The following is a 23,368-nucleotide window of genomic DNA, read 5'->3' on the forward strand; positions in this document are numbered from 1 at the left end:
TCGACAGCCACATCCGTTAGCATAGCCCTAACTATTTGCGCAGTAGAAAGCGATGACGGTGCCGTCCTTCCACGCCATGGGGCTCGATGCGGAGCGCGCCGGGTTGGCCTCGGAACTGTTCGAGCTGAACTCGCAGGTGCACGACCAGGCCTTCGGGCTGGTGGGGCCGATGCCGATGCCGCCCGACCTGACCATGCAGCAGGTGCGGGTACTCGGACACGTGGTGAAGAGCCCCGGGATCACCGGCAACGAACTGGGCGCCACCCTCGGGGTGAGTGCCCCGACCGCCAGCGGCCTGGTCGACCGGCTGGTCGAGAAGGGCCTGGTGACCAGGGTGGACGACGTGGTCGACCGTCGCATCCGGCGGCTGCATGCGACCCGGACCGGGCTGGAACTGATGCGTGACATGGACTCGATGTTCGGTCGCGCGCTGGGTGTGGTGTTGCAGGAGCTGTCCGCCGACGACCTGCGGTTGCTGTGTTCGGGCTCGCGCGCGATGCTCTCCGCGCTCTCCCGGGTCAGTGCCGACCAGGAGCCCGTCGGCTAGTCGTCCGGCTCGACCACCCGCAGCACGTCCTGGGCGCGGGTGTGCGGCATCCGCGTCCAGTGCGGGGTGGGGGAGAGCCACGCCTGGTCGGTGAGCATCCGGGCGATCACCAGGCCCGCGGCCAGGCCGAGCACGATGCCGAGGCTGACCGAGCCGTTCGCGAGGGCGTCCAGCGGATCCTGGTTGATCATCGCAACGAGGGCGCGGTAGGTGGACGCGCCCGGGATCATGATCAGCACTGCCGGCACCGACAGGATGATCCGCGGCGTCGCCAGCCGTTGGCTGGTCCAGGCCGCCAGTAACCCCACCATGGCGGTGGCGGTCGTCGCGCACAGCAGCTCGTTCGCCCCGGCGTCCACCGCGACCAACCGGGGCACGTTCGCGATCGTGCCGATCACGGACGCCGCCAGGGCGCTGCGCATCGGGGTGTTGAACGTGATCGCGAAACCCAGGACGCCGACGAAGCTGGCCAGCACCCGCAGCGCCAGCAACGAGCCGACGCTCAGGTCGGGGCGCAGCAGTGCACCCGGCTCGAGGCCGAACGCGGACGCGGACAGCCACGCCCCGAGCGCGGCGGCCAGCGTGATCATCGTGGCGTACAACAACCGGGAGATCCCGGACCCGAAGTCGAACCTGGCCAGGTCGAGCGCCGCGGTGAGCAGCGGGAAGCCCGGCACCAGGAACAGGATCGCCGAGGTGAAGGCCGCCCCGTGCAGGGGCTCGGGGCCCATACCGGGCAGCAGCGCGAAGACGTCGGCGAGGAACAGGAAGGTCATGCAGGCCAGGGCCGAGGCCAATGCGATCGAGGCGAGCTGATTGAGCCGGAAGCGACGCTGGATCAGTACCAGCGCCAGCTTGCCCAGGCCGGCGGCCAGCCCAGCCGCCAGGCACTCCGGCCAGCGCCCGTTGTTGAGAAAGGCGAAGGCCGTGCAGGCGGCCGCCGCACCCGCCACCACGGCACCGGACGGATACCGCGCGCGGCGCTGTTCGACCCGGTCGAGCTGGCGTTGCAGGTCGGCCGCCTGCAGTCCCGGCTCGGCGCGCAGCGACACCCGCATCAGGGCCCGGATCCGGTCGGCGTTGACCACCGGCGGGCCGGTCTCCACCACCTGGGTGCGAAAGGTCCCGAAGGCCCGGGTGGTGGCGACGATCTCGTTGAGGCTGACCTGCGCCTCCAGCTGTTCGATGCCCAGGGCGGCCGCGACCCGGCCCATCGCCGCCTTCACCCGGTACGAGCCGGTGCCGGCGCCGAGCATCATCATGCCCATCCGGCACACGGCGTCCGACTTCTCGGCCAGGACGACGGCGGGGTCCTCCGCGGGGGGGGTCAGTCATGCCGGCTCCCAGAGATCGACTGTGTGCCCAACGCTGTCACGGACGCGCCGACTGTGCACCTGTACGACCGGGCGTCCCAGTACTCGGCAGCCATTACTCGCGCGCAGTACCCGGCACGCTCGTTCTCCGGGCCGACTCTCGCCGGGCTCAGCGGGTCAGGGTTAGGGGCGCGTCGAGGGCCGCCAGCTTGTCCGGGTTCACCACGATCTTGATGCCGCTGACCAGGCCGCCGGCGAGTTCGGTCAGCACTGCGCCGTGCGGCCTGCCGTCGAGGCGGGTCACCCAGGCGGGGCTGCCGTTGACGATCGCGTGCTCCACCCGGGCGTCGGGGTTCTTTGCGATGATGCCGAGCAGGAAGCGGGCCACGGCGTCGGCGCCGACGATCGGACGCCGCGCCGCGCTGACCACACCGCCGCCGTCCGAGAGCAGCACCACGTCGGGGGCGAGCACGTCCATCAGCGCCTGCAGGTCACTGGTCAGCAGCGACCGTTCGAACTCGGCCCTGACTCTTTCGGCGGTCGCACGATCGGTGGTGAAGCGCGGACGCCGGGCCTCGACGTGCTGCCGGGCCCGGTGGGCGAGTTGGCGCACGGCGACCGGGGAACTGTCCAGCGCGCTCGTGATCTCGTCGTGGCTGTATCCGAACACCTCGCGCAGCACGAACACCGCCCGTTCGCGCGGGCCCAGTGACTCCAGCACGACCAGCAGCGCCAGCGAGACCGACTCGGCCAGCACGACGTCCTCGGCCACGTCGGGCACGGTCAGCAGGGGCTCGGGCAGCCACGGGCCCACGTAGTCCTCGCGGCGGCGGGCCAGGGTGCGCAGCCGGTTCAGGGCCAGCCGGGTGGTCACCTGCGCCAGGTAGGCGCGTGGGTTGGCCACCTCGCCCGGGGGCCGCTGGGACCAGCGCAGGTAGGCCTCCTGGACAACGTCCTCGGCGTCGGCGACCGAACCGAGCAGTTCGTAGCCAAGGGTGAACAGCAGGGAGCGGTGCCGGTCGAAGACCTCGGCATCCGTCATGGGCGTGACGGTAGCGAACACGTGGCGGAGAAGCCCTGCGAAACCAGCCCCAGGGCCGCGTTGAACCGGGATCGCTGATTCTCGATGGCCACCATCATCGCCAGTTCGACCAGGCCGTCGTCGCCCAGCGCGGACCGCAGCGGTGTCACCTGCTCGTCGGTCACCTGGGGTGGCGTCCGGGTCGCCGCGACGGCGAAGTCGATCACCCGGCGCTCCAACTCGGTCAGGTTGTCGGCCGTGCGCCAGTCGGGCACCGCGGCCAGCTTGGCCAGATCGATGCCTTCGGCGTCGGCCAGGTGATAGCCGAAGTCGATGCACCAACTGCAGCCGATCTCGGACGCCGCCGCCATCACCGCGAGCGCCTTCAGGGTCGGATCCAGCCTGTTGAACCGGGCCACCGTGCGCTCGTGGCCGAAGGTCGCGAACAACACCCGGCGGTTGTGCGCCAGGGCGTGGGCGTTGTCGAGCTCGCGGCCGTACAGCCGTCGGCCGAGCCACGTGAGGAGGGCGCCGAACGGGCCGGCCGGCGGTTCGATCGGAACCCGCGCCAGCCGGCGCCGGGTGAGGGTGTCGATGCCCGCGCCGGGCAGGATCGGCGAGCTCTGATGGATATCTGCATCGTTCATACCCATGGGACACCGCCCGGTCCGGACGCGTGACATCACACGGCCTGAAAGCCGTCATCCCGGGCTTGCCCCGGGATCTCGTCCCATCGGCCGGGCTCAGACGACCAGCGGCAAGGGCTCATAGGCTGGACGCGGATCGGTGGGCAGCCGGCCGTAGGCGATGACGTCCACCCGGTCACCGTCGACCACCAGCTTGTCCCGCTCCAGTCCTTCACGGACGAAGCCGGCGGCCAGCGCCACGGCGCGGGAGGCCGGGTTGTCGACCCGGTGGCCGAGCTCGAGGCGTTCCAGCCCTCCGGCGTCCAGGGCCCAGTCCGCGATCGTCGCGGCCGCCCGCGAACCCCAGCCGCGGCCCCGGTACGCGGCGTGCAACCAGTACCAGAACCAGCCGTTGCGGTTGCCCGGATCGACGGTGATGCCCACCAGGCCGACCGTGCGGTCCTCGACGGTGATGGCGAACGCCAGGAACGGCCCGCCCGCGGCGCTGAGCCGCTGCACGTAGCCGATGGCGCTCTCGAGGTCGGTGATGTGCCCCTGCCGGGCCATGTCCGGCGCGGAGGAGAAGGCGGCGAGGACGTCTTCGGCGTCACTCGCACGCAGCCGGCGCAGCACCGGGTCATCCATGCTCGCGACGTTACCGGCAGATCGTGGCCGGTGCCCGCGCGGGAGGGCCGCGACGGCGTCCGTTTAGGCCCCAGCGCAACGCGACCGCTACTCTGGTGACCCTTGCGGATGTAGCTCAATGGTAGAGCCCCAGTCTTCCAAACTGGCTACGCGGGTTCGATTCCCGTCATCCGCTCCGGTTAACGACCGCACCGAAAGACCACCGACTACAGGAGCATCACGTTGCCCAGCACCGTCGAGCAACTCAACCCGTCCCGGGTGAAGTTGACCGTGGAGATCCCGTTCAGCGACCTCCAGCCGCACCTCGCCAAGGCGTACCGCGAAATCGCCCAGAGCGTGAACATCCCCGGCTTCCGCAAGGGCAAGGTGCCCGCCGCGGTGATCGACCAGCGGTTCGGCCGCGGGGTCGTGCTGCAGGAGGCGATCAACGCCGCACTGCCGACCGCCTACAGCCAGGCCGTCGAGACCAACAAGCTGATCCCGCTCGGTGAGCCCGAGGTCGAGATCACCAAGCTCGAGGACGGCGACCTGGTCGAGTTCGTCGCCGAGGTGGACGTCCGTCCCGAGATCGAACTGCCGGCCTTCGACACGCTCTCCGCGACCGTCGACGTGCTCGGAGACCTCGACACCGAGGTCGACAACCGCATTGGCATGATGCGCGAGCGGTTCGCCACCAGCACCGAGGTCGACCGCCCGGCCGCCGAGGGTGACGTCGTCACCATCGACCTGGCCGGCACCCGCGACGGTGAGGCCCTCACCGACGCCACCGCGGACGGCGTCACCTACACGATCGGCTCCGGCGGCATGCTGGACGGTTTGGACGAGGCGGTGACCGGCCTGGCGGCCGGCGAGTCCGCCGACTTCAGCTCGACCCTGGTCGGCGGTCCGCTGACCGGCGAGCCCGCCGACATCCATGTGACCGTCACCAAGGTCGCCGAGCAGCAGCTGCCCGAGTTGGACGACGAGTTCGCCCAGTTGGTGTCGGAGTTCGACACCGTCGAGGAGATGAAGGCCGACCTGGCCACCGGCGTGGCCCAGTTGCTGCGCGCCGAGCAGGTCAACAGCGCCCGCGACAAGGTGCTCGAGGGCCTGGTCGAGAAGGTCGACTTCGAGCTGCCCGAGAAGCTGCTCGCCGCCGAGATCGAGTCGCGGCACGCCCAGATCGACGACCAGCTGAAGCGGGCCGGGCTCACCCTTGACCGCTACCTGGAGACCGCCGAGGACGAGGCGGACACGGCCGAGGAGTTCTGGGCCGAGGTCGACACCCGCGCCGAGCAGAGCCTCCGGGCGCAGATCCTGCTGGACGCCATCGCCGACGCCAGCGAGGTCGGAGTCGAGCAGCACGAGCTGACCGACCTGATCGTGCGCAAGGCGCAGCAGGCCGGCTCGACGCCCGAGCAGGAACTGCAGCACATGATGGAGCACAACCACATGGGCGCCTGGATGCAGGAGATCCGCCGCAGCAAGGCGCTCAGCCTGGTGCTCGCCGAGGCCACCGTCACCGACACCGAGGGCGCGACCGTCGACGTCACGCCGCCCGTCGCCGAGGCTGAGGACGCCGCCGAGGTCGAGGGCGCCGCCGACGACGAGGCGGACGCCGCGGCCGAGCAGGCCGTCGAGGCCGACGAGGTTCCCGCCAAGGCCTGACGCCGTCCGCGTCACCCTGACCGCTCGCCCAACTACCGAGGGCTCGCCAAGCTTGGCGAGCCCTCGGTAGTTGGGCGAGCGCCGGGGGCGGGGGACAGGCTGGCCAGGGGGCGGACGCCGGGGGCACTGCGCCGTCAGCGAACAGCGGGTGGATGCCCTTAGATTTGTCACCGCCGTTGGATAGGTTCGGCAGCGTGAACGACATCCAATTGCCCATGACGGCCGCCGCCCCGTTGCGTGCCGCGGCCGGTATCAGCCTCGCCGGCATCAACGACTCGGTCTACCAGGCCCTGCTGGGTAACCGGATCATCTTCCTCGGCTCCGAGGTGCGCGACGAGAACGCGAACGCCATCTGCGCGCAGATGCTGCTGCTCAACGCCGAGGATCCGCACAAGGACATCTACCTCTACATCAACTCTCCGGGCGGCTCGGTCGACTCCGGCATGGCCATCTTCGACACCATGCAGTGGATCAGCAACGACGTCGCCACGGTGGCGATGGGTCTGGCGGCCTCGATGGGCCAGTTCCTGCTCAGCGCCGGCACCAAGGGCAAGCGGTTCGCGCTGCCGCACAGCCGGATCATGATGCACCAGCCCTCCGGCGGCCTGGGCGGCACGGCGTCCGACATCCGCATCCAGGCCGAGCAGTCGCTGCACATCAAGAAGACGATGTCGTCGCTGATCGCCGAGCACACCGGGCAGACCGTCGAGCAGATCGAGGCCGACTCCGACCGTGACCGGTGGTTCACCGCCGCCGAGGCGCTCGAGTACGGGTTCATCGACCACGTCTACGAGCGCGCCGCCCAGATCGTCTCCGAATCGCCGAACCAGTGAGGACCGTCATGACCACGCCCGCTCTGCCCGGTGGACTGGCCCCGGCCGGTCCGTCGATGGACTACTACATCCCGCAGTGGGAGGAGCGCACCAGCTACGGCGTCCGGCGCGTCGACCCCTACACCAAGCTGTTCGAGGACCGGATCATCTTCCTCGGCACCCCGATCAGCGACGACATCGCCAATGCGGTGATGGCCCAGTTGCTGTGCCTGCAGTCGATGGATCCCGAGCGTCCGATCAGCATCTACCTCAACAGCCCCGGCGGCTCGTTCACGGCGCTGACGGCGATCTACGACACGATGCGCTACATCAAGCCCGACGTGCAGACGGTGTGCCTGGGCCAGGCGGCGTCGGCGGCCGCGGTGCTGCTCGCCGCGGGCACCAAGGGCAAGCGACTGGCGCTGCCGAACAGCCGCATCCTGATCCACCAGCCGGCCACCGAGGGCGGTTACGGCCAGTCCTCCGATCTGGAGATCCAGGCCAAGGAGATCCTGCGGATCCGGTCGCTGATGGAGGGCATGCTCGCCGAGTCGACCGGCCAGGAGGTCGAGAAGATCTCCCGCGACATCGAGCGCGACAAGTACCTGACCGCCGAGGAGGCCGTCGAGTACGGCATCGTGGACGCCATCCTCACCTCGCTCAAGGACATCGAAGCCTGATCTGCCGCGCTGGGGTGCGTTCCTTGCGGATGCGCCCCAGCGGGCTAGGGTGGCCATCACGGGAAGGAGGGCGGCGGTGGCACGAATCGGGGAGACCTCCGAACTGCTGAAGTGTTCGTTCTGCGGAAAGAGCCAGAAGCAGGTCAAGAAACTGATCGCGGGTCCAGGTGTGTACATCTGTGACGAGTGCATCGACTTGTGCAACGAGATCATCGAGGAGGAGTTCTCCGAGGCGGCCGACGTCGGCCTGCTCGACGACCTGCCCAAGCCACGCGAGATCTGCTCCTTCCTCGACTCCTACGTGATCGGCCAGGAGGTGGCGAAGAAGGCGCTCAGCGTCGCCGTCTACAACCACTACAAGCGGGTGCAGGCCCAGGCCACCAATCCGTCCGGACGCCGCGCGGCCGAGGAGGAGTCGGTCGAGCTCGGCAAGTCCAACATTCTGCTGATCGGCCCCACCGGCTGCGGCAAGACCTACCTCGCCCAGACCCTGGCCCGCATGCTGAACGTGCCGTTCGCCATGGCGGACGCCACCGCGCTGACCGAGGCCGGCTACGTCGGCGAAGACGTCGAGAACATCCTGCTGAAGCTCATCCAGGCGGCCGACTTCGACGTGAAGAAGGCCGAGACGGGCATCATCTACATCGACGAGATCGACAAGGTCGCCCGCAAGAGCGAGAACCCCTCCATCACCCGCGACGTGTCCGGTGAGGGCGTCCAGCAGGCGTTGCTGAAGATCCTCGAGGGCACCACCGCGTCCGTACCCCCGCAGGGCGGCCGCAAGCACCCGCACCAGGACTTCATCCAGATCGACACCACCAACATCCTGTTCATCGTCGGCGGCGCGTTCGCCGGGCTCGAGGAGATCATCAACGCCCGGGTCGGCAAGCGTCCGCTCGGGTTCAACAACGACGCCGCGGTGCGCAAGCCCGCCTCGGCCAACCCGTTTGAAGAGGTGCGCCCCGAGGACCTGCACCGCTACGGGCTGATCCCCGAGTTCATCGGCCGGTTGCCGATGATCTCCACGGTGGCCTCACTCGACGCCGCCGCCCTGGTGCGCATCCTGGTCGAACCGAAGAACGCGCTGATCAAGCAGTTCCGCAAGCTGTTCGAGATGGACGGCGTCGACCTGCAGTTCACCGACGAGGCCATCGCGGCGGTGTCGGACATGGCGCTGCACCGGGGCATCGGTGCTCGCGGGCTGCGTTCGATCCTCGAGGAGATCCTGCTCAACGTCATGTACCACGTGCCCAGCGACGACGACGTCGCCCGCGTCGTGGTCACCGAGAGCGTGGTCCGCGACGGCGTGGCGCCCACGCTGGTCTCGCGGGCCAAGGTGGCCCGCAGCGACCGGCGCGAGAAGAGCGCCTGAGTCAGCCGCTGGCCTGCAGCCCGGGGCTCGACGGACTCGAGGGGTAGGTGTCGACCAGCCCCTGCAGCCGGGCGATGCTCACCGCGACCAGCCGGTCGTGCACGCCGAGCTTGCGGTAGATGTTGCCCAAGTGCTTGTGCACGGTACGCGGCGAGAGCTGCAGCCGTGACGCGATCGAGGTGGCGAGCAAGCCTTCGGCCAGCAGCCCCAGCACCTGCAGTTCGCGGTCGGTCATGTGGTTGGTGGCCACGGCCGTCCGTACCCAGTCCTGCGCGTCGTGCGCGCGCACCAATCGTGCCGCATGCGGCCACAGCGCCACCAGGGCGTCGCGGGCGCGGTCGAGCAGCGCACGGCAGCCGGGGGTGAACGGCTGCGTCCGGACGAAGGCCAGCAGCCGGCCCGGCCCGTTGGCGCCCGGTGGGTCCGCCGGTCGGATCCACATCGAGGCGACATGGCCGAGATCGGCCACGTACTCGACCCGGAAGTCCTCCTCGCCGGCCTGTAGTCCGCGACGCAGCAGGCTGTCGCCGATGGTGGTGGCGAGCGGGCTGTCGGGCCACGTACACACCACCTGGTCGGGCCGGTCGGGGTGCAGGGCGATGGTGACCGCGACGTCGGCATTCAGCGCGTTACCCAGTTGGCGACAGATGATCTGGTCGGCGGCGTGGCCCAGAGTGAGGGCGTGCATGGCCGAGCACAGCATGTCCAACACCACTGTTGCGGTGTCGGCGCGTGGCGTTCCCCCCTCATGTGAAGCCACCTGCTCGTCCCTTCGGCCGATAATGCAGGAATCAATCACCTCGGCTCCTCCCGATCATGCACAGGAGCCACTGGGCGCTTGCACAGATACGGTGGCACAACTGCGTATTACAGCTCAATAGTCCGTGGTCCATGCGGCCTTGGTGCGAGTCTGCCGAGCGACCTCCCGCGCCTTGATACCCCCTAGCCGAGCGCCATATATTGGCAAAGACCGCAGGCGTCGCGACTCGCGTACGCCGAGTCATCACCCAGGTCCTCTGGGGCCATTCGCACAAAGGAGTCCATCCATGGCCACCCGTGAAGTCGCTATCGGTTCGTCCGTCGGCCTGCACGCCCGTCCCGCCTCCATCTTCGTCCAGGCCGCCACGGCGACCGGCCTTCCGGTCACCATCGCCAAGCAGGGTGGAAACCCGGTCGACGCACGCAGCATCCTGGGCGTGATGGCACTCGGCGCCAAGAACGGTGAGGTCGTCACCCTGTCCGCCGAGGGCGACGGCGCAGACGCCGCCCTCGATTCCCTGGTCGCGTTGCTCGAACGGGATCTGGACGCCGAATGAGCGATCTTCACTCGACGCTGACCGGTATCGGCGTGAGTGCGGGCGTGGCGGTCGGCCCCCTGGTGATCGTCAACCCCCCACCCACCCCGCCCGCGGACGAGGCGCCCACCACCGATGCGGCGGCCGCCTCGACCCAGGTTCGCGACACGCTGAAGGCGGTCGCCGACGGGCTGCTGGCCAAGGCCGCTAACGCCGATGCGCACGCCAAGCCGATCCTGGAGGCCGGTGCCATGATGGCCGGCGACCCGGGTCTCGCCGGAGCGATCGACACCCAGTTGCAAACCGGCAAGGGCATCACCAGGGCGGTCTCGGACGCCGTGGACGAGTACTGCGCCATGTTCGAGTCGCTGGGCGGCTATATGGCCGAGCGGGTCACCGACCTGCGCGACGTCCGTGACCGCACGGTCGCCCGATTGCTCGGTAAGCCCGAGCCCGGCGTCCCGACCTTGACCGCCCCCAGCGTGCTGGCGGCGATCGACCTGGCGCCGGCCGAAACCGCGACCCTGTCGACCGAGACCTGCCTGGGCATCATCACCTCCGCCGGGGGACCGACCAGCCACACCGCGATCCTTGCGGCGCAGCTCGGCATTCCCGCGATCGTTCAGGCGGCCGGCATCCTCGACGTACCGTTCGGCACCAGTGTTGCGCTGGACGGCGGTGTGGGCGAGATCATCGTCGACCCGAGCGACGAGGAGAAGCAGTCCCTGCAGGACCGCAAGGCACGCCGCGAGAAGGCGCTCGCCGCCGGCTCGGGCAAGGGCACCACCAAGGACGGCCATCCGATCCAGCTGCTGGCCAACATCGGCACCGCTGCCGACGCCCACAAGGCGGCCGCGATGGACGTCGAGGGCGTGGGGCTGTTCCGTTCGGAGTTCCTGTTCCTGGACCGTGACACGGCGCCGACCGTCGACGAACAGACCGCGACGTACACCGAGGTACTCGAGGCGTTCGGCGACCGCAAGGTCGTCGTCCGCACCCTCGATGCCGGTGCTGACAAGCCGCTCGCCTTCGCCGATCTCGGCGAAGAGGAGAACCCGGCACTCGGACGCCGTGGCATCAGGCTCAGCGCGGTGCGCACCGACCTGCTCGACGACCAGCTGCAGGCGCTGTACAACGCGTGGAAGGCGACCAACGGAAACCTGTGGGTGATGGCGCCGATGATCGCCACCCGTCAGGAGGCCGCCTGGTTCGCCGAGCGGGTCCGGGCGATCGGCCTGCCCAAGGTGGGCGTGATGATCGAGGTGCCGGCCGCGGCGCTGCGATCGTTCGACGTGCTCAGCGAGGTCGATTTCGCCAGTCTCGGCACCAACGACCTGGGCCAGTACACGATGGCCGCCGACCGGATGCAGGGTGAGCTGTCGGTGCTGCTCGACCGGTGGCAGCCGGCACTGCTCGACATCATCTACTACGCCTGCGACGGCGGGGCCAAGACAGGGCATCCCGTCGGCGTCTGTGGCGAGGCCGGTGGCGATCCGCTGCTGGCCCTCGTCCTGGCCGGTCTCGGGGTGTCCAGCCTGTCGATGGCGGCCAGCAAGGTCCGGGCCGTCCGGACGGCGCTGGCGCTGCACGACCTGCCTCAGTGCCAGCAGATGGCGGCCGCCGCTCGGGCGTCCGTCGGACCGCAGGAGGCTCGCGAGGTCGTGCTGTCGATGGCCGACCCGATCATGCGCGACCTGCTCTGATCCATCCGCGAACGGGCCGGCGAGTTCGCTCGCCGGCCCGTTCGGCCTCCGGGCTACTTCTTGGCGCCCTTGAGCGAACCCTCGATGCCGCCCTTGCTGGATCCCGCGAGGCACAGCACCTCACGGTCGCCGATCGTCCACGAGTCCTCGACCGGGTACATGTAGTACATCTCGTAGCTGGAGTTCTTGGTGGCGAGCCCGACGAACGACTTGAACTGCGCGGCGCAGTAACTGTCGGCCTGCTTGCGCACCTCGTTGTCGCCGGGGAAGTCCGTGCCCTCCAGGGCCGTCGAGGCGTACGCCTCGTAGTAGTGCGCCTGCTCGCAGGGCAGTACCTGCAGGCTGTCGACGTCGCCCTCCGTCATCGGGCCCGTGCAGTCACCGACGGAGACCTGGAACGGGTCGACCGAGGCGGACTCCGTCACCTGCCCGGCGGTGTTGCGCGGCGCCCCGGTGACGCAGCCTGCCAGGAGCAGTCCGCAGGCCGCCCAGGCGACGGCAGACCGCAGCCTCACTGGCCGACCAGGACGATCTCGACGTGCAACGGACCCTCGGTGGCCGTGGTGGTGACGTCACCCACGATGCGACCCACCGCCGTCAGGTCACCCAGCACCGGCTCCAGCCGTTCGAGCGACGCCTGCGGACCGGACACGGCTGCCGACGCGGCCTCGGTCTTCATCGACACCTTCGCGGTCGACTTGGCGCCGCGGATGCCCATCAGCACCTCGGACACGTCGGCCAGCACCGCCGGGTCGCCGTCGCCGGGCAGTTCGTCGGCCACCGGCCACCGGCTCAGGTGCACCGAGCCGTCGCGCCACCACGACCAGACCTCTTCGGTGACGTACGGCATGAACGGCGCGAACAGCCGCAGCTGGACGTCGAGCGCGAGCCGCAGGGCCGCCCGCGCGGACGCCGCCGGCCCGTCGCCCTGGGCACCGTAGGCGCGCTCCTTCACCAGTTCCAGGTAGTCGTCGCAGAACGACCAGAAGAACCGTTCGGCGACCTCCAGCGCGGTGGAGTAGTCGAACGCCTCGAACGAGGCGGTGGCACGCTGCACCACCCGCCGCAGGCCGGCCAGCATGGACAGGTCGACGGCTTCGGTGATGGCCTCGGTGCCGAGCGGGCCCTCGCCGATGCCGAGCACGAACTTGGACGCGTTGAGCACCTTCATGGCCAGCCGGCGGCCGACCTTCATGCCGGTCTCTTCGAAGGGGGAGTCCATCCCTGGCCGGGTCATCGCCGCGCGCCAGCGGACGGCGTCCGCCCCGTAGCGCTGCAGGATGTCGGTCGGCACGATGGTGTTGCCGAGCGACTTGCTCATCTTCTTGCGGTCCGGGTCGACCACGAAGCCCGAGACGGCGACGGTCTTCCACGGCACGTGGTGCTCCTCGAAGTGCGCCCGCACCACCCGGCCGAACACCCAGGTGCGGATGATCTCGTGGGCCTGCGGTGCGAAGTCCATCGGGAAGGTGAGCCGCCACAATTCCGGGTCGGAATCCCAGCCGCAGACGATCTGCGGGGTCAGCGACGAGGTCGCCCAGGTGTCCATGATGTCGGGGTCGCCGACGAAGCCGCCGGGCAGGCCGCGCTGCTGTTCGGTGTAGCCGGGCGGCACGTCCGAGGACGGGTCGACCGGCAGTGTCTCGGCGGCGGCGAAGATCGGTCGGGTGTGGTCGGGCTCGCCCTCGGCGTCCACCGGGTACCACACCGGGAACGGGACGCCGAAGTAGCGCTGCCGGCTGATCAGCCAGTCACCGTTGAGGCCGTTGACCCAGTTGGCGTAGCGGTGCTTCATGTGGTCGGGCACCCAGTTGAGTTCCTCGCCGCGGCGCAGCAGCGCCTGCTTCAGGTCGTCGTCACGGCCGCCGTTGCGGATGTACCACTGCCGGCTGGAGACGATCTCGAGCGGCTTGTCGCCCTTCTCGTAGAAGTTCGCCTTGCGGGTGGTCGGGGTCGGCTCTCCGGCCAGGTCGCCGGAGGCGCGCAGCAGCGCCACCATCGCCTCACGGGCCGAGAACGGGGTCTTGCCGGCCAACTGCGCGTACGGCTCGGCGTTCACCAGCCAGTCCGGCGTCTCGCGCGCCAGGCGTCCGTCGCGCTGGATGACGGTGCGGGTCGGCAGTTGCAGTTCGCGCCACCACTGCACATCGGTGGCGTCGCCGAAGGTGCAGCACATCGCGATGCCGGCGCCCTTGTCGGGCTCGGCCGCCGGATGCGACAGCACCGGAATCTCGACGCCGAACACCGGCGAGGTGACGGTGGTGCCGAACAGCGCCTGGTACCGGCTGTCGTCAGGGTGGGCGATCAGCGCGCACACGCTGGGCAGCAGCTCCGGCCGGGTGGTCTCGATGTGGACCGGCTCCCCGCCGGGGCGGTGGAACGCGACCCGGTGGTAGTGACCCGGGTAGTCGCGGGCCTCCTGCTCGGCCTGGGCCACGGCGGTCTGGAAGGTGACGTCCCACACCGTCGGCGCCTCGGCCAGGTACGCCTCGTCGCGCTCGACGTTGCGCAGGAACGCCTTCTGCGAGATGCGCAGCGCGTCGGTCGAGATGGTCGCGTACAGGTGGTTGTCCCAGTCGACGCTCAGCCCGAGCGTCCGCCACAGGTTCTCGAAGGCCTGCTCGTCGACCTGGGTCAGCTCGTGGCAGAGCTCGATGAAGTTCTTGCGGCTGATCGACACCTGCCGCTTGGGGTCCGGCTTGGCGGGCGGGGTGAAGTCGGGGTCGTAGGGCACCGACGGATCACACCGGACGCCGTAGTAGTTCTGCACCCGGCGCTCGGTGGGCAGGCCGTTGTCGTCCCAGCCCATCGGGTACAGCACGTGCTTGCCCTGCATCCGCTGGTAGCGAGCCACCAGGTCGGTGTGGGTGTAGCTGAACACGTGCCCCACGTGCAGCGATCCGGAGACCGTCGGCGGGGGAGTGTCGATGCTGAACACCTGCTCACGCGACTCCGGACGCCGGAACGTGTAGATGCCGTCGGCCTGCCAGCGCTGCGACCACTTGTCCTCCAGGCCCTCCAGGGCGGGGCGGTCGGGCACCGCTACTACCGCACCCGACTGGGGAGTCGCGGTGGGCACGGTCGAGCGGGTTGGCGCGGTCATGGACGCATCTTATGAAACCGGTGCCCGCGGCCACGAATCCGGCACCGGGGTGGTCACCGATCGACTCCACCCATATACTTCGCCATATGGTGAAGTATATGGACGGGTTGGACGCGGTCGCCACCGCGTTGGCCCATCCCGGTCGCCGGCAGGCGGTCACGCTGCTCGGTAGCGGCCCGGCGAGCAGCAGCCGGCTCGCCGGCGTCCTGGGCATCGGCCTGCCGGCCATGCACAAGCACCTGGCGGTGCTCACCACCGCCGGGCTGATCGAGTCGACCAAGGCCGGACGGGTGGTCACCCACCGGCTGCTCGTCGAACCGCTGCGTCGCTACGCGGGTTGGCTGGCCGAGCGCAGCGCCTTCTGGAACACCCAACTCGACGCGCTGGCCGACGCCTTCGCCGCGCCCGCCGGGGAGCCGTCAAGAGCTCCCGGTGACCCGGACGGAGACGCATGAACCAGCTCGACATCGACCGGCTGATCCCGGCCTCCCGGCAGCAGGTCTGGACGGCCTGGACCACCGCGGAGGGGCTGGCGTCCTGGTGGTGGCACACCTGGAAGGGGGTCGGTTACGCGGTCGACGCCCGGCCCGGCGGCGACTACCGCATCGAAGCGCCGGTGCAGGGCATCGGGGTGCGCGGCACCTTCCGCGTGGTGCAGCCGACCGAACGGCTGGTGTTCAGCTGGATCTGGTTCGACATCGACGACGGACGAACGGTCGAGCAGCCGGCCGACGAGGTCGAGGTGCGGTTGGTGGCCGAGGGCGAGGCGACCCGCGTGCTGCTGCGGCACACCGGCCCCTGGACGACGCCGGACGCCGCCGACGATTACCGCCAGGGTTGGGCGTTCGTGCTCGACGCCCTTGCCGCCAGGTGAGGACCCAGATCGAGGCCGACCGGCCAGGATCCGGCGAGGGTGGCGGGGATCCCGGGGCAAGCGCGGGATGACGAAGCTGGGGTCCTGGCGAGCCCTGGGATGACGGAGCGTGGTTCCCTGGCGAGCCCTGGATGAGGTGATGACGCCTTCCCGTCATCCCGCCGGACGCCGGGATCCCCGCGCGGGGTCTCGACACGGATCGACCGGCAAAGGTCGAGTCCGACTGGATCCAGATATACCTATGAGGTATATTGTGTCTGGCTCACAGGGGGACAGGAGGCAGGCGTGCAGTTCGTGATCCTCGGCCTGTTGCTGAGCGAGCCGCTGACGTTGTACGAGGTCCGCACGCGATTCACCGCAGGCATTTCCCTGTTCTACAGCGCCAGCTTCGGCAGCCTGCAGCGGGCACTGCAGGTGCTGGTCCGCGACGGGTCGGTGACCGTCACCGCGGCGCAGGGCGACGCCCGGGGCCGCAAGCTGCACGCGATCACCGAGCAGGGTGAGCGCCAGTGGCGGGAGTGGATGCTGGCGCCGGTCGAACCGGGCGTGGAGGCCGAGCGGGTGATCCTGGCCAAGGTGTTCCTGCTCGGCAGGCTGCGCCCGGCCGACCGGGCCGTGTCGTTGGCCGGCGTCCGGGCCGCGGTGGCCGAGCAGGCCGACGCGCTGGGCCGGTTGGCGTCCGAACTGGATGCCGTCGACGTGCCCGCCGAGCACCGAGGGCTGTACCACTACCAGCGCGCCACCCTCGACTACGGCCTGCGGTCCAGCGCCGTTCTGCTCGACTGGGTCGACGAACTCTCCGGAGATCTGTCGTGACCGGCGCCGGGGATCCGCCCACGCGCGCACGGGTGGGCTACGGGCTGGCCGCGGTGGCCGCCGGGATCGTGGCGGCCATCTTCGGCACGGTCGGCGACGGGGTCGGCAGCGAGGGCCTGGACGGGCCGCGAAAGGTGCTGGTCGAGCACGGCCACACGGTGGTGTGGCTGCTACTGACGGTCGCCTTCGCCGCCGCTGCGCGCACCGCACGGTGGAATCGGCTCTCGCAGCTCAGCGCCGGAGCGGCCGGATTGCTCTACCTGTCGTTCCTCGCCGCCGTGTTCAGCGGACGCTGACCGATGGCCGCTCCCGCCGCCGTCGTTGCGGTGACTCCGCTCGCAGGGCTGGCCGTGTTCCAGCTCTGCCTGGCGTCCGGCGCCGGGCGGGGAGCTCAGCATCGTGCTGGCGTGGCGTCGGCTGTCGTGGCCCCCGACTGAGGACGCGGGACGCTCAGCTCGAGGCGGCGTCCGCGATGTACTCAGGCAGCTTGCTGACGTCGTCGGGCAGCGTGGCCAGGTCGATCGTCTTGCCGTTCACCATCATCGTCGGGGTGGCGTTCACCCCCGCCTTGCTGGACGCCTCCTCGACCCCGTTCACCCAGCCGAGCATCGACTTGTTGTCGTAGCACGCCTGGAACTGGGTGAGCGTGTCGCCGGTGATGCCCGTGCGTTCGGGCAGTTCGACGCGGAACAGGTTGTCGGTGTACTCGCCGTTGTAGGCGGCCGAGAAGATGCCCTGGCTGTAGTCGTTGTAGACCCCGGCCACGTCGGCGCAGGCCGCTGCCATCGCAGCCTTGTGCGACAGCCCGTTGTCGTCACCCTTGTCGAGGAACACCTTGGTGTTGGCGACCAACTCGATCGTGCCCTCGTCGGCCATCGAGTCGAGGGTCAGGCCGTACTTCTCCTCGAAGGTGACGCAGTGGCTGCATCGGTAGTCGAGGTACAGGTTGACCCTCGGGGCGCCGGCGGACGCCTTGCCGGGGTTCACCACGATGCCGTCGCCGGCAGCGGTCGCGTTCGGGGGGCGGTTGGCGGACTGCTGGCCGGGGGCCCCGCCGAGGGTCGACCACAGCATGATCGCGATCGCGACCGCGGCTCCGACCATGACGCCGACGGCCGCGATGATGCGGGTCCGGCGCCGCTTCTGCTGAGCCTCCTGCGCCGCCCGCAGCTTCTCGCGCCGGGACGCGTTAGCCATTGCCCTTGGTGGTCAGCAGCAGTTGCTTGAAGGCGTCCGTACTGGCGGAGAAGACGGTGTTGTTGTCGAGCTTGGTGCCGTTCACCTGGATCGTGGGCGTCGAGTTGACTCCCGCCTCGGACGCCTTCTCGTTGGTGCCCTCGACGAACGATTGGGTGGCCTTGGTGTCGTAACAGTTCTGGAAGCCGCTCAGGGCGTCCCCGGTGATGCCGGCGGTGGCGGGGAAGTCGACCCGCAGCTGTTGGGTGGTGTACCCGGTGCCTTCCGTGGAGGGCTGGCCGGCGAAGACCGCGTTGTGGTAGGCGGAATACTGGCCCGCGTTGTCGGCGCAGGCTGCGCCGATGCCCGCCTTCAGCGACGAGTCGTTGCGCAGGTTGTTGTCCAGGAACGTCATCGTGCGGTAGATCAGCTGGATCTGGCCGGCACTGGCCATCTCGTCGAGGGTGGCGCCGTGCATCGACTCGAACTGCTTGCAGACCGGGCACTGGTAGTCGAGGAAGATCTCGACCTTGGGCGCCCCGTCGGCGTACGTGCCGGGGTTGACGATGATGCCGGTGCTGTCGGAGGTGGCGTTGACCGGCGTCGCCTGGGAACCGGCGACCGGGTTGCCGCCCTTGTTTAGCTGGCTCAGGAAGATGGTGGCGAACACGGCCACCACGGCGACGGCGAGCACGATCGCGCCGACGATGACGATGCGTTGCGTCCGCTTGGCTCTGGCCTGTGCCTGTTGCTGACGGCGCAGCGCTTCGCGGCGACTCTGGCTCATGGTCAGGACTCCTCGGGATCTTCGTCTTCGGTGACGTCGGTGTCGATGCTCTCGGCGGCGCCGAACAGCCAGGTGTCGAGGGCAAGTGGCGAGCGGGGGAACAGGCCCCCCCAGACGCCACACGCCAACAGGCCGACGTCGCGCGCGATTTCCCAAGGGTACTGGGCGATGCCGTTCTCGGACGCGCCGCCACCCCCGAAGCAGCCGCAGTCGATCGAGATGCCGTGCGCCCACACCCACGAGATGCCGACGATGAACGCGACCATCACCGCGGCGCCGATCCAGGCGGCCAGCCGGGTGAACAGCCCCAGCATGAGCAGCAGGCCGACGATCACCTCGAGCACCGGCAGGGCGTAGCCGATCGGACGGGTGAGGTCGAAGGGCAGCAACTGGTAGGCGCGGACGGCCTGCACCGACGCCTCCGGCCACGGCAGTTTCAGCGCTCCGGCGACGACCAGCACGATGCCCAGGATCTGCCGCGCGGCGAACGTCGCCCAGCCGACCCAGCGTCGATCGGCTAGGGGGCGCGGCATGCGGTCAGTATAGGGAGCCTCCCGCCACCCCTCCCCACCCGCGCTCGCCCAACTACCGAGCGCTCGCGAAGCTTCGCGAGCGCTCGGTAGTTGGGCGAGCGCGGGTGGGCACTAGGCTGGCCGCACCATGCCCGAAACACACGCCCAGATCGTCCGGCAGCTCGTCTCGCGCTGGCCCGAACACCGGGTGGCGCCCGGCACCGCGCGGGTCCAGGCGCTGTGCAACCTGCTGGGCTCGCCGCAGGACGCCTACCCGGTCATCCAGCTCGCCGGCACCAACGGCAAGGGCAGCACGGCCATCATGATCGACGCGTTGTTGCGGGCACTGGGGCTGCGCACGGGACGGTTCAGCAGCCCGCACCTGGTCGAGGTGAACGAGCGGATCAGCATCGACGGTCGTCCGATCGACGACGAGACCTTCGACCAGCTCGTCACCCACAGCCAGCCCCTGGTCGACATGGTCGATGCCCGGGCGATCGACGGCATCGGACTGACCTTCTTCGAGCTGATCACCGCACTGGCCTACGAGGCGTTCGCCGAGGCCCCCGTCGACGTCGCCGTCGTCGAGGTGGGCCTGGGTGGGGTGACCGACGCCACCAACGTGATGGACGCCCAGGTCGCGGTGATCTGCCCGATCGACTTCGACCACACCCACCTGCTCGGCGACAACCTGACCGACATCGCGACCGAGAAGGCGGGCATCATCAAGCCCGGTTCGCACGTCGTGCTGGCCGCCCAGCACCCCGAGGTCGCCGCCGTGCTGCTGGAGCGGTGCGCCGAGGTCGGCGCCAAGGTGTACCGCGAGGGCGTCGAGTTCGGCCTGCTGGAGCGGACGCCGGCCGTCGGCGGCCAGGTGCTGCGCCTGGACACCTCGGGCGGACCGGTCGCCGACGTACTGCTGCCGCTGTTCGGCGAGCACATGGCACGCAACGCCGCCCTGGCCGTCGCCGCGGTGGAGGCGTTCCTCGGCGGCAAGCCGCTGGCCCCCGACGTCATCGCCGAGGGGTTGGCCGACGTGGTGGCGCCGGCGAGGCTCGAAGTGGTCCGGCGCTCGCCGACGGTGGTGCTGGACACCTGCCACAACCCGCACGGCGCCCGAGCCACCATCGCCGCGATCACCGAGGCGTTCGGGTTCGCGCCGCTGATCGGCGTCGTGGCGATGATGGCCGACAAGGACATCACCGGGGTGCTGGAGGTGTTCGAGGCCGAGATGAACACGGTCGTGTGCACAGCCGTCGCCTCAACCGACCGGGCGCTCAGCCCCGACGCGCTGGGTGAACGGGCCGCCGAGGTGTTCGGCGAGGACCGGGTCCGGGTGGCGGCGTCGATGGCCGACGCCATCGAGGCCGCCGTGGCCCTCGCCGACGACGCAGGGCCCGGCGCCGGCGTCCTGATCGCCGGGTCGGTGATCGCCGCCGGCGAGGCGCGGGCGCTGCTGGTGCGGGAGGACGACGACCGATGAGCCTGCTGCCGACGAACCCGATGAACAAGGTGCTGATGGCGATCCTGCTGTTCGAGGCGATCTGCTGCGGCCTGGCGATCCCCGGCATGATCCAGGTGGCCGACGCGCCGCTGGGGCAGGCGTTGGGGCTGGGTGGTGCGGCCATGGCGCTGTGCCTGGTCGCCGCCGGGCTGATGCGGCGCCGCATCGGTTGGGTGCTCGCCTGGCTCGCTCAACTGGCCTGTGTCGCGCTGGGTTTCGCGGTCGACATGATGTTCGCGGTCGGCGGCATGTTCCTGCTGCTGTTCGTCATCACCTTCGTGCTGGGTCGCCGGCTCGAGGCGACGCGGACGGCCGGCTGAGCGCGAGGGCGCGCACGGCTAAGGTTGACCGTCATGAGCGAGCGGACTTTCGTCATCATCAAACCGGACGCGGTGCGTCGCGGTCTGGTCGGCGCCATTCTGTCCAGGTACGAGACCAAGGGCCTGGCCATCGTCGCGCTCGAACAGCGGGTGATCGGGCCCGAACTCGCGGACGCACACTACGCCGAGCACATCGAACAGCCGTGGTATCCCTCGCTGCGCGACTTCATCACGGCGGGGCCGCTGGTGGCGTTGATCCTCGAAGGAGACTCCGCGATCGAGGTGGTCCGGCTCGTCAACGGTGCGACCGACGGACGCAAGGCGGCGCCGGGCTCGGTCCGCGGTGACTTCTCGCTGTCGAACCAGGCCAACGTTGTGCACGCCTCCGACTCGCCGGGCAGCGCCGCGCGCGAGATCGCGCTGTGGTTCCCGGCGTTCGCATGACCCAGTCGCCGCAGTCGGTTCCCCCCGCGGGCCAGGGGTCGTCGGGAATCCCACCCGTCCCTTCCGGCCGGCCCGAGCCCGGTTGGCAGCCCGCAGCGCACGGCCAGTCCTGGCAGCGGGACCCGGCCTCCCCGCAGGAGCAGCCGTGGCAGCAGGCGGGGCCGTCCGCCCAGGAGACCGGCCGGACGCCGTCCGCACCCACCTTGCACGAGCCTGATCAGCAGCCGCCGGCCCAGGCGCCCGGCCAGCAGCAGTTTGGTGCGCCGCAGCCCTGGCCGCCGGCCCCGGTACCCGGCCAGCAGTTCGGCACCGCGCCGCAGCCCTGGCAGCAGGCCCCGGCGCCCGGCCAGCAGCAGTTCGGTGCGACGCAGCCCTGGCAGCCGGCCCAGCAGTTCGGCCCGGCACCGCACCCGTGGCTGCCGCAGCCGCAGCAGCTCGGCCCGCCGCCCGCACTGCCCGTCGAGCCTCGCCAGTACCACGAGTTCCTGCGCACGCCCCGGCTGCGCTGGTGGCGTCCGGTGCTGGCCCTGCTGATGGGTGCGGCCCTGTTCTTCATCGCCAGCACGCTGTTGACCCTGCCCGCGATGTTCTACGACATCAGCACGGGTCGCACGACGATGGACAACTACACCTCGCTGGACGCCTTCGTCATGACGCCGGCGTTCTTCCTCGCCAACAACGTGGCGCTGGCCGCCTGCGTCCCGATCGCCGGCCTCACCCAATGGGCCTGCTTCGGGCAGCGGCCGCGGTGGATGTCCGCGGTGACCGGTGTTTTCCGCTGGCGCTGGTTCGGTGAGTGCGTGGTCTGGATCCTGCCGCTGTTCGGGATCAGCCTCGTGATGGACGTGGTGCTCAGCGGGGGCCTGGGTGGGCTGCGGGTGACGCCCGACACCGGGTTCATGCTGGCCGCGATCCTGCTCACCACTCCGCTGCAGTCGGCGGGCGAGGAGTACCTTTTGCGCGGCCTGGGCCAGCGGTCGATCGCCGCCTGGCTGCCGACCACGGCCGGACTGGTCCTCAGCACGCTGGTGACCGCGGTGATCTTCATGCTGCTGCACGGCGCCGGCGACCCCTGGCTGAACGCCTTCTACCTGTTCTTCGCCGTGATCTCGTCGCTGCTGGCCTGGCGCACCGGTGGGCTGGAGGCGTCCGTTGCGATGCATGCGGTCAACAACGTGGTGTCGATGACCTTCCTTCCGTTCACCGACTTCTCCGACATGTTCAACCGCAGCGAGGGCACCGGCAGTCCGGTGCTGCTGGTGCAGTTCGCGATCCTGGCCGGGTCGTTGGCGCTGGTGCTGTGGCGAGCGAAGCTGCGTGGAATCGTGCGCGCCGCTGCGCCTGCCGCGGTCGCCCTCCCCGCCGGGGTGGCCGTACCGGCCGGGATGGCCGTGCCCGGACCCGCCGCCGCTGCGTGGCCCGCGCAGCCCGACCAGGCGCACCCGGCCCGCCCGCCGTGGAGGCAGGACGATGGACACCAGACCCACTGAGCCGCTGGCCCGCAAGGCCGGCCTCGCCTGGCTGGTCTCGCGGATCCGTCCCCGGGCCGGCCGCACGCTGGTGGCCGTCGACGGCGTGGACGGGGCCGGCAAGACGACGTTCGCAAACGACCTGGCCACCGAACTCACCGATTCGGGGCTGAGGGTCATCCGGATCTCGCTGGACGACTTCCTCAACCCGCCCGAGCGACGCTACGCCAAGGGTCGTAGCTCGCCGGAGGGCTTCGTCAGCGACACCTACGACTACCGGCGGTTCGTCGACGACGTCCTCGAGCCGCTCGGCCCCGAGGGCGGCGGTCGTTACCGCCCGAAGTCCTACGACTACGCCACCGAGACGCCGCTCAGCCCGCCGTGGGAGGTCGCCCCCGACCCGGTAGTGGTCGTCGTCGACGGAATGTTCCTGCACTCCGACCAGCTCCGGGACGCCCGCGGCCGGAAGGTGTGGGACCTGTCGGCCTGGCTCGAGGTGCCGCCCGAGGTCAGCGTCCGTCGGCTCGCGGAACGCGACGGGTCGCCCCCCGACCCCGACGACCCGCGCAACCATCGCTACGTCGAGGGCCAGCGGCTCTACGTGGCGGCGCAGCATCCGGCCGAGCGGGCCGATCTGGTCGTCGACAACAGCTGATGCCGCCCGGGCCGCCGAGCGTCCACCCCTCCCGACACCGATAGACT

General features: G+C 69.9%; 26 protein-coding genes and 1 tRNA gene. 17 read left to right on the plus strand and 10 right to left on the minus strand.

What is annotated here, in order from left to right:
• Positions 1 to 52 precede the first annotated feature (52 nt).
• Entirely contained in the window at positions 53 to 547 is a 495-nt protein-coding gene (locus OIE40_RS09845; RefSeq protein WP_264702021.1) for a MarR family winged helix-turn-helix transcriptional regulator, read from the plus strand.
• On the opposite strand, the gene OIE40_RS09850 is transcribed toward OIE40_RS09845, so the two are convergent.
• The 4 genes from OIE40_RS09850 to OIE40_RS09865 form a co-directional block, all read right to left on the minus strand.
• On the minus strand, positions 544 to 1,815 hold the full coding sequence (locus OIE40_RS09850) for a threonine/serine exporter family protein (protein ID WP_264702022.1): 1,272 nt from the start codon (positions 1,813 to 1,815) through the stop codon (positions 544 to 546). The genes OIE40_RS09845 and OIE40_RS09850 overlap by 4 nt on opposite strands.
• A 214-nt stretch (positions 1,816 to 2,029) precedes the next feature.
• On the minus strand, positions 2,030 to 2,902 hold the full coding sequence (locus OIE40_RS09855; RefSeq protein ID WP_264702023.1) for an RNA polymerase sigma-70 factor: 873 nt from the start codon (positions 2,900 to 2,902) through the stop codon (positions 2,030 to 2,032).
• Positions 2,899 to 3,528 (minus strand): carboxymuconolactone decarboxylase family protein, encoded by a 630-nt coding sequence (locus OIE40_RS09860; RefSeq protein ID WP_264702024.1) that lies wholly within the window; start codon positions 3,526 to 3,528, stop codon positions 2,899 to 2,901. The genes OIE40_RS09855 and OIE40_RS09860 overlap by 4 nt, the downstream gene beginning before the upstream one ends.
• Positions 3,529 to 3,624: 96 nt before the next feature.
• Positions 3,625 to 4,152 (minus strand): GNAT family N-acetyltransferase, encoded by a 528-nt coding sequence (locus OIE40_RS09865; RefSeq protein ID WP_264702025.1) that lies wholly within the window; start codon positions 4,150 to 4,152, stop codon positions 3,625 to 3,627.
• Between the two features lie 104 nt (positions 4,153 to 4,256).
• On the opposite strand from OIE40_RS09865, the gene OIE40_RS09870 reads away from it, so the two are divergent.
• The 5 genes from OIE40_RS09870 to clpX all read left to right on the plus strand — a co-directional run bounded on the left by OIE40_RS09870 (position 4,257) and on the right by clpX (position 8,663).
• Positions 4,257 to 4,327: transfer RNA gene (locus tag OIE40_RS09870), tRNA-Gly, on the plus strand.
• Between the two features lie 47 nt (positions 4,328 to 4,374).
• Positions 4,375 to 5,799, plus strand: coding sequence for a trigger factor (gene tig / locus OIE40_RS09875; RefSeq protein WP_264702026.1), 1,425 nt, complete (start codon positions 4,375 to 4,377; stop codon positions 5,797 to 5,799).
• A gap of 215 nt (positions 5,800 to 6,014) precedes the next feature.
• Positions 6,015 to 6,632, plus strand: a complete 618-nt coding sequence (locus tag OIE40_RS09880) for an ATP-dependent Clp protease proteolytic subunit (protein ID WP_264702340.1) — start codon at positions 6,015 to 6,017, stop codon at positions 6,630 to 6,632.
• Between the two features lie 8 nt (positions 6,633 to 6,640).
• Positions 6,641 to 7,291 (plus strand): ATP-dependent Clp protease proteolytic subunit, encoded by a 651-nt coding sequence (locus tag OIE40_RS09885; RefSeq protein WP_319805219.1) that lies wholly within the window; start codon positions 6,641 to 6,643, stop codon positions 7,289 to 7,291.
• A 76-nt stretch (positions 7,292 to 7,367) separates the two neighbouring features.
• Positions 7,368 to 8,663, plus strand: coding sequence for an ATP-dependent Clp protease ATP-binding subunit ClpX (gene clpX, locus OIE40_RS09890; protein ID WP_264702027.1), 1,296 nt, complete (start codon positions 7,368 to 7,370; stop codon positions 8,661 to 8,663).
• Between the two features lies 1 nt (position 8,664).
• Here the strand turns inward: clpX and OIE40_RS09895 are convergent, their stop codons facing one another.
• The gene (locus tag OIE40_RS09895) at positions 8,665 to 9,423 is read right to left on the minus strand and encodes a helix-turn-helix transcriptional regulator (RefSeq protein ID WP_264702028.1); all 759 of its coding nucleotides are present in this window, start codon (positions 9,421 to 9,423) and stop codon (positions 8,665 to 8,667) included.
• A gap of 286 nt (positions 9,424 to 9,709) precedes the next feature.
• On the opposite strand from OIE40_RS09895, the gene OIE40_RS09900 reads away from it, so the two are divergent.
• Both OIE40_RS09900 and ptsP read left to right on the plus strand, forming a co-directional pair.
• Positions 9,710 to 9,979 carry an HPr family phosphocarrier protein gene (locus tag OIE40_RS09900; protein ID WP_264702029.1) on the plus strand — a complete coding sequence of 90 codons (270 nt, stop codon included), beginning with the start codon at positions 9,710 to 9,712 and terminating at the stop codon, positions 9,977 to 9,979.
• Positions 9,976 to 11,661 carry a phosphoenolpyruvate--protein phosphotransferase gene (gene ptsP, locus OIE40_RS09905; RefSeq protein WP_264702030.1) on the plus strand — a complete coding sequence of 562 codons (1,686 nt, stop codon included), beginning with the start codon at positions 9,976 to 9,978 and terminating at the stop codon, positions 11,659 to 11,661. The genes OIE40_RS09900 and ptsP overlap by 4 nt, the downstream gene beginning before the upstream one ends.
• Positions 11,662 to 11,714: 53 nt before the next feature.
• Here the strand turns inward: ptsP and OIE40_RS09910 are convergent, their stop codons facing one another.
• Both OIE40_RS09910 and valS read right to left on the minus strand, forming a co-directional pair.
• Positions 11,715 to 12,176, minus strand: coding sequence for a septum formation family protein (locus tag OIE40_RS09910; protein ID WP_264702031.1), 462 nt, complete (start codon positions 12,174 to 12,176; stop codon positions 11,715 to 11,717).
• Positions 12,173 to 14,764, minus strand: coding sequence for a valine--tRNA ligase (gene valS / locus OIE40_RS09915; protein WP_264702032.1), 2,592 nt, complete (start codon positions 14,762 to 14,764; stop codon positions 12,173 to 12,175). The genes OIE40_RS09910 and valS overlap by 4 nt, the downstream gene beginning before the upstream one ends.
• A gap of 86 nt (positions 14,765 to 14,850) precedes the next feature.
• Here valS and OIE40_RS09920 point away from each other — a divergent pair, with 86 nt between their 5' ends.
• From OIE40_RS09920 to OIE40_RS09935, 4 genes are all read left to right on the plus strand, one after another.
• On the plus strand, positions 14,851 to 15,219 hold the full coding sequence (locus OIE40_RS09920; RefSeq protein WP_264702033.1) for an ArsR/SmtB family transcription factor: 369 nt from the start codon (positions 14,851 to 14,853) through the stop codon (positions 15,217 to 15,219).
• Positions 15,216 to 15,638, plus strand: coding sequence for an SRPBCC family protein (locus OIE40_RS09925; protein ID WP_264702034.1), 423 nt, complete (start codon positions 15,216 to 15,218; stop codon positions 15,636 to 15,638). The genes OIE40_RS09920 and OIE40_RS09925 overlap by 4 nt, the downstream gene beginning before the upstream one ends.
• A 285-nt stretch (positions 15,639 to 15,923) precedes the next feature.
• Entirely contained in the window at positions 15,924 to 16,454 is a 531-nt protein-coding gene (locus OIE40_RS09930; protein ID WP_264702035.1) for a PadR family transcriptional regulator, read from the plus strand.
• Positions 16,451 to 16,750 carry a hypothetical protein gene (locus OIE40_RS09935; RefSeq protein ID WP_264702036.1) on the plus strand — a complete coding sequence of 100 codons (300 nt, stop codon included), beginning with the start codon at positions 16,451 to 16,453 and terminating at the stop codon, positions 16,748 to 16,750. Before OIE40_RS09930 ends, OIE40_RS09935 begins: the two co-directional genes overlap by 4 nt.
• Before the next feature lie 154 nt (positions 16,751 to 16,904).
• Here OIE40_RS09935 and OIE40_RS09940 read toward each other — a convergent pair whose 3' ends face one another.
• The 3 genes from OIE40_RS09940 to OIE40_RS09950 are packed head-to-tail and all read right to left on the minus strand — an operon-like array spanning position 16,905 to position 18,950.
• Positions 16,905 to 17,651 (minus strand): DsbA family protein, encoded by a 747-nt coding sequence (locus tag OIE40_RS09940; RefSeq protein ID WP_264702037.1) that lies wholly within the window; start codon positions 17,649 to 17,651, stop codon positions 16,905 to 16,907.
• Positions 17,644 to 18,417 (minus strand): DsbA family protein, encoded by a 774-nt coding sequence (locus OIE40_RS09945; protein ID WP_264702038.1) that lies wholly within the window; start codon positions 18,415 to 18,417, stop codon positions 17,644 to 17,646. The genes OIE40_RS09940 and OIE40_RS09945 overlap by 8 nt, the downstream gene beginning before the upstream one ends.
• A 2-nt stretch (positions 18,418 to 18,419) precedes the next feature.
• Positions 18,420 to 18,950, minus strand: a complete 531-nt coding sequence (locus OIE40_RS09950; RefSeq protein ID WP_264702039.1) for a MauE/DoxX family redox-associated membrane protein — start codon at positions 18,948 to 18,950, stop codon at positions 18,420 to 18,422.
• A 127-nt stretch (positions 18,951 to 19,077) separates the two neighbouring features.
• On the opposite strand from OIE40_RS09950, the gene OIE40_RS09955 reads away from it, so the two are divergent.
• From OIE40_RS09955 to OIE40_RS09975, 5 genes are read left to right on the plus strand one after another with little or no spacing between them, the layout of a single operon-like run.
• Positions 19,078 to 20,412: a bifunctional folylpolyglutamate synthase/dihydrofolate synthase gene (locus OIE40_RS09955; RefSeq protein ID WP_264702040.1), complete on the plus strand. Its 1,335-nt coding sequence runs from the start codon at positions 19,078 to 19,080 to the stop codon at positions 20,410 to 20,412.
• A complete protein-coding gene (locus OIE40_RS09960; RefSeq protein WP_264702041.1) occupies positions 20,409 to 20,753 on the plus strand; it encodes a DUF4233 domain-containing protein in 345 nt (114 codons plus the stop codon). Before OIE40_RS09955 ends, OIE40_RS09960 begins: the two co-directional genes overlap by 4 nt.
• A gap of 33 nt (positions 20,754 to 20,786) precedes the next feature.
• A complete protein-coding gene (gene ndk / locus OIE40_RS09965) occupies positions 20,787 to 21,197 on the plus strand; it encodes a nucleoside-diphosphate kinase (RefSeq protein ID WP_264702042.1) in 411 nt (136 codons plus the stop codon).
• Positions 21,194 to 22,687: a CPBP family intramembrane glutamic endopeptidase gene (locus OIE40_RS09970; protein ID WP_264702043.1), complete on the plus strand. Its 1,494-nt coding sequence runs from the start codon at positions 21,194 to 21,196 to the stop codon at positions 22,685 to 22,687. The genes ndk and OIE40_RS09970 overlap by 4 nt, the downstream gene beginning before the upstream one ends.
• The gene (locus tag OIE40_RS09975; RefSeq protein WP_264702044.1) at positions 22,668 to 23,321 is read left to right on the plus strand and encodes a nucleoside/nucleotide kinase family protein; all 654 of its coding nucleotides are present in this window, start codon (positions 22,668 to 22,670) and stop codon (positions 23,319 to 23,321) included. The genes OIE40_RS09970 and OIE40_RS09975 overlap by 20 nt, the downstream gene beginning before the upstream one ends.
• Positions 23,322 to 23,368: the final 47 nt, after the last annotated feature.

Origin of the sequence: Micropruina sonneratiae, from assembly GCF_025972045.1 — a bacterium.
GTDB lineage: Bacteria > Actinomycetota > Actinomycetes > Propionibacteriales > Propionibacteriaceae > Micropruina > Micropruina sonneratiae.

Bases quoted from the DNA above. Each gene is read 5' to 3' on its own strand.
- OIE40_RS09860 (WP_264702024.1), bottom strand. From the start codon at position 3,528: ATGAACGATGCAGATATCCATCAGAGCTCGCCGATCCTGCCCGGCGCG.
- OIE40_RS09940 (WP_264702037.1), bottom strand. From the start codon at position 17,651: ATGGCTAACGCGTCCCGGCGCGAGAAGCTGCGGGCGGCGCAGGAGGCT.
- OIE40_RS09975 (WP_264702044.1), top strand. From the start codon at position 22,668: ATGGACACCAGACCCACTGAGCCGCTGGCCCGCAAGGCCGGCCTCGCC.
- OIE40_RS09900 (WP_264702029.1), top strand. From the start codon at position 9,710: ATGGCCACCCGTGAAGTCGCTATCGGTTCGTCCGTCGGCCTGCACGCC.
- OIE40_RS09885 (WP_319805219.1), top strand. From the start codon at position 6,641: ATGACCACGCCCGCTCTGCCCGGTGGACTGGCCCCGGCCGGTCCGTCG.
- OIE40_RS09960 (WP_264702041.1), top strand. From the start codon at position 20,409: ATGAGCCTGCTGCCGACGAACCCGATGAACAAGGTGCTGATGGCGATC.
- OIE40_RS09850 (WP_264702022.1), bottom strand. From the start codon at position 1,815: ATGGGCATGATGATGCTCGGCGCCGGCACCGGCTCGTACCGGGTGAAG.
- OIE40_RS09955 (WP_264702040.1), top strand. From the start codon at position 19,078: ATGCCCGAAACACACGCCCAGATCGTCCGGCAGCTCGTCTCGCGCTGG.
- OIE40_RS09950 (WP_264702039.1), bottom strand. From the start codon at position 18,950: ATGCCGCGCCCCCTAGCCGATCGACGCTGGGTCGGCTGGGCGACGTTC.
- OIE40_RS09970 (WP_264702043.1), top strand. From the start codon at position 21,194: ATGACCCAGTCGCCGCAGTCGGTTCCCCCCGCGGGCCAGGGGTCGTCG.
- OIE40_RS09845 (WP_264702021.1), top strand. From the start codon at position 53: ATGACGGTGCCGTCCTTCCACGCCATGGGGCTCGATGCGGAGCGCGCC.
- ptsP (WP_264702030.1), top strand. From the start codon at position 9,976: ATGAGCGATCTTCACTCGACGCTGACCGGTATCGGCGTGAGTGCGGGC.
- OIE40_RS09925 (WP_264702034.1), top strand. From the start codon at position 15,216: ATGAACCAGCTCGACATCGACCGGCTGATCCCGGCCTCCCGGCAGCAG.
- OIE40_RS09945 (WP_264702038.1), bottom strand. From the start codon at position 18,417: ATGAGCCAGAGTCGCCGCGAAGCGCTGCGCCGTCAGCAACAGGCACAG.
- valS (WP_264702032.1), bottom strand. From the start codon at position 14,764: ATGACCGCGCCAACCCGCTCGACCGTGCCCACCGCGACTCCCCAGTCG.
- OIE40_RS09865 (WP_264702025.1), bottom strand. From the start codon at position 4,152: ATGGATGACCCGGTGCTGCGCCGGCTGCGTGCGAGTGACGCCGAAGAC.
- OIE40_RS09920 (WP_264702033.1), top strand. From the start codon at position 14,851: ATGGTGAAGTATATGGACGGGTTGGACGCGGTCGCCACCGCGTTGGCC.
- ndk (WP_264702042.1), top strand. From the start codon at position 20,787: ATGAGCGAGCGGACTTTCGTCATCATCAAACCGGACGCGGTGCGTCGC.
- OIE40_RS09880 (WP_264702340.1), top strand. From the start codon at position 6,015: ATGACGGCCGCCGCCCCGTTGCGTGCCGCGGCCGGTATCAGCCTCGCC.
- OIE40_RS09855 (WP_264702023.1), bottom strand. From the start codon at position 2,902: ATGACGGATGCCGAGGTCTTCGACCGGCACCGCTCCCTGCTGTTCACC.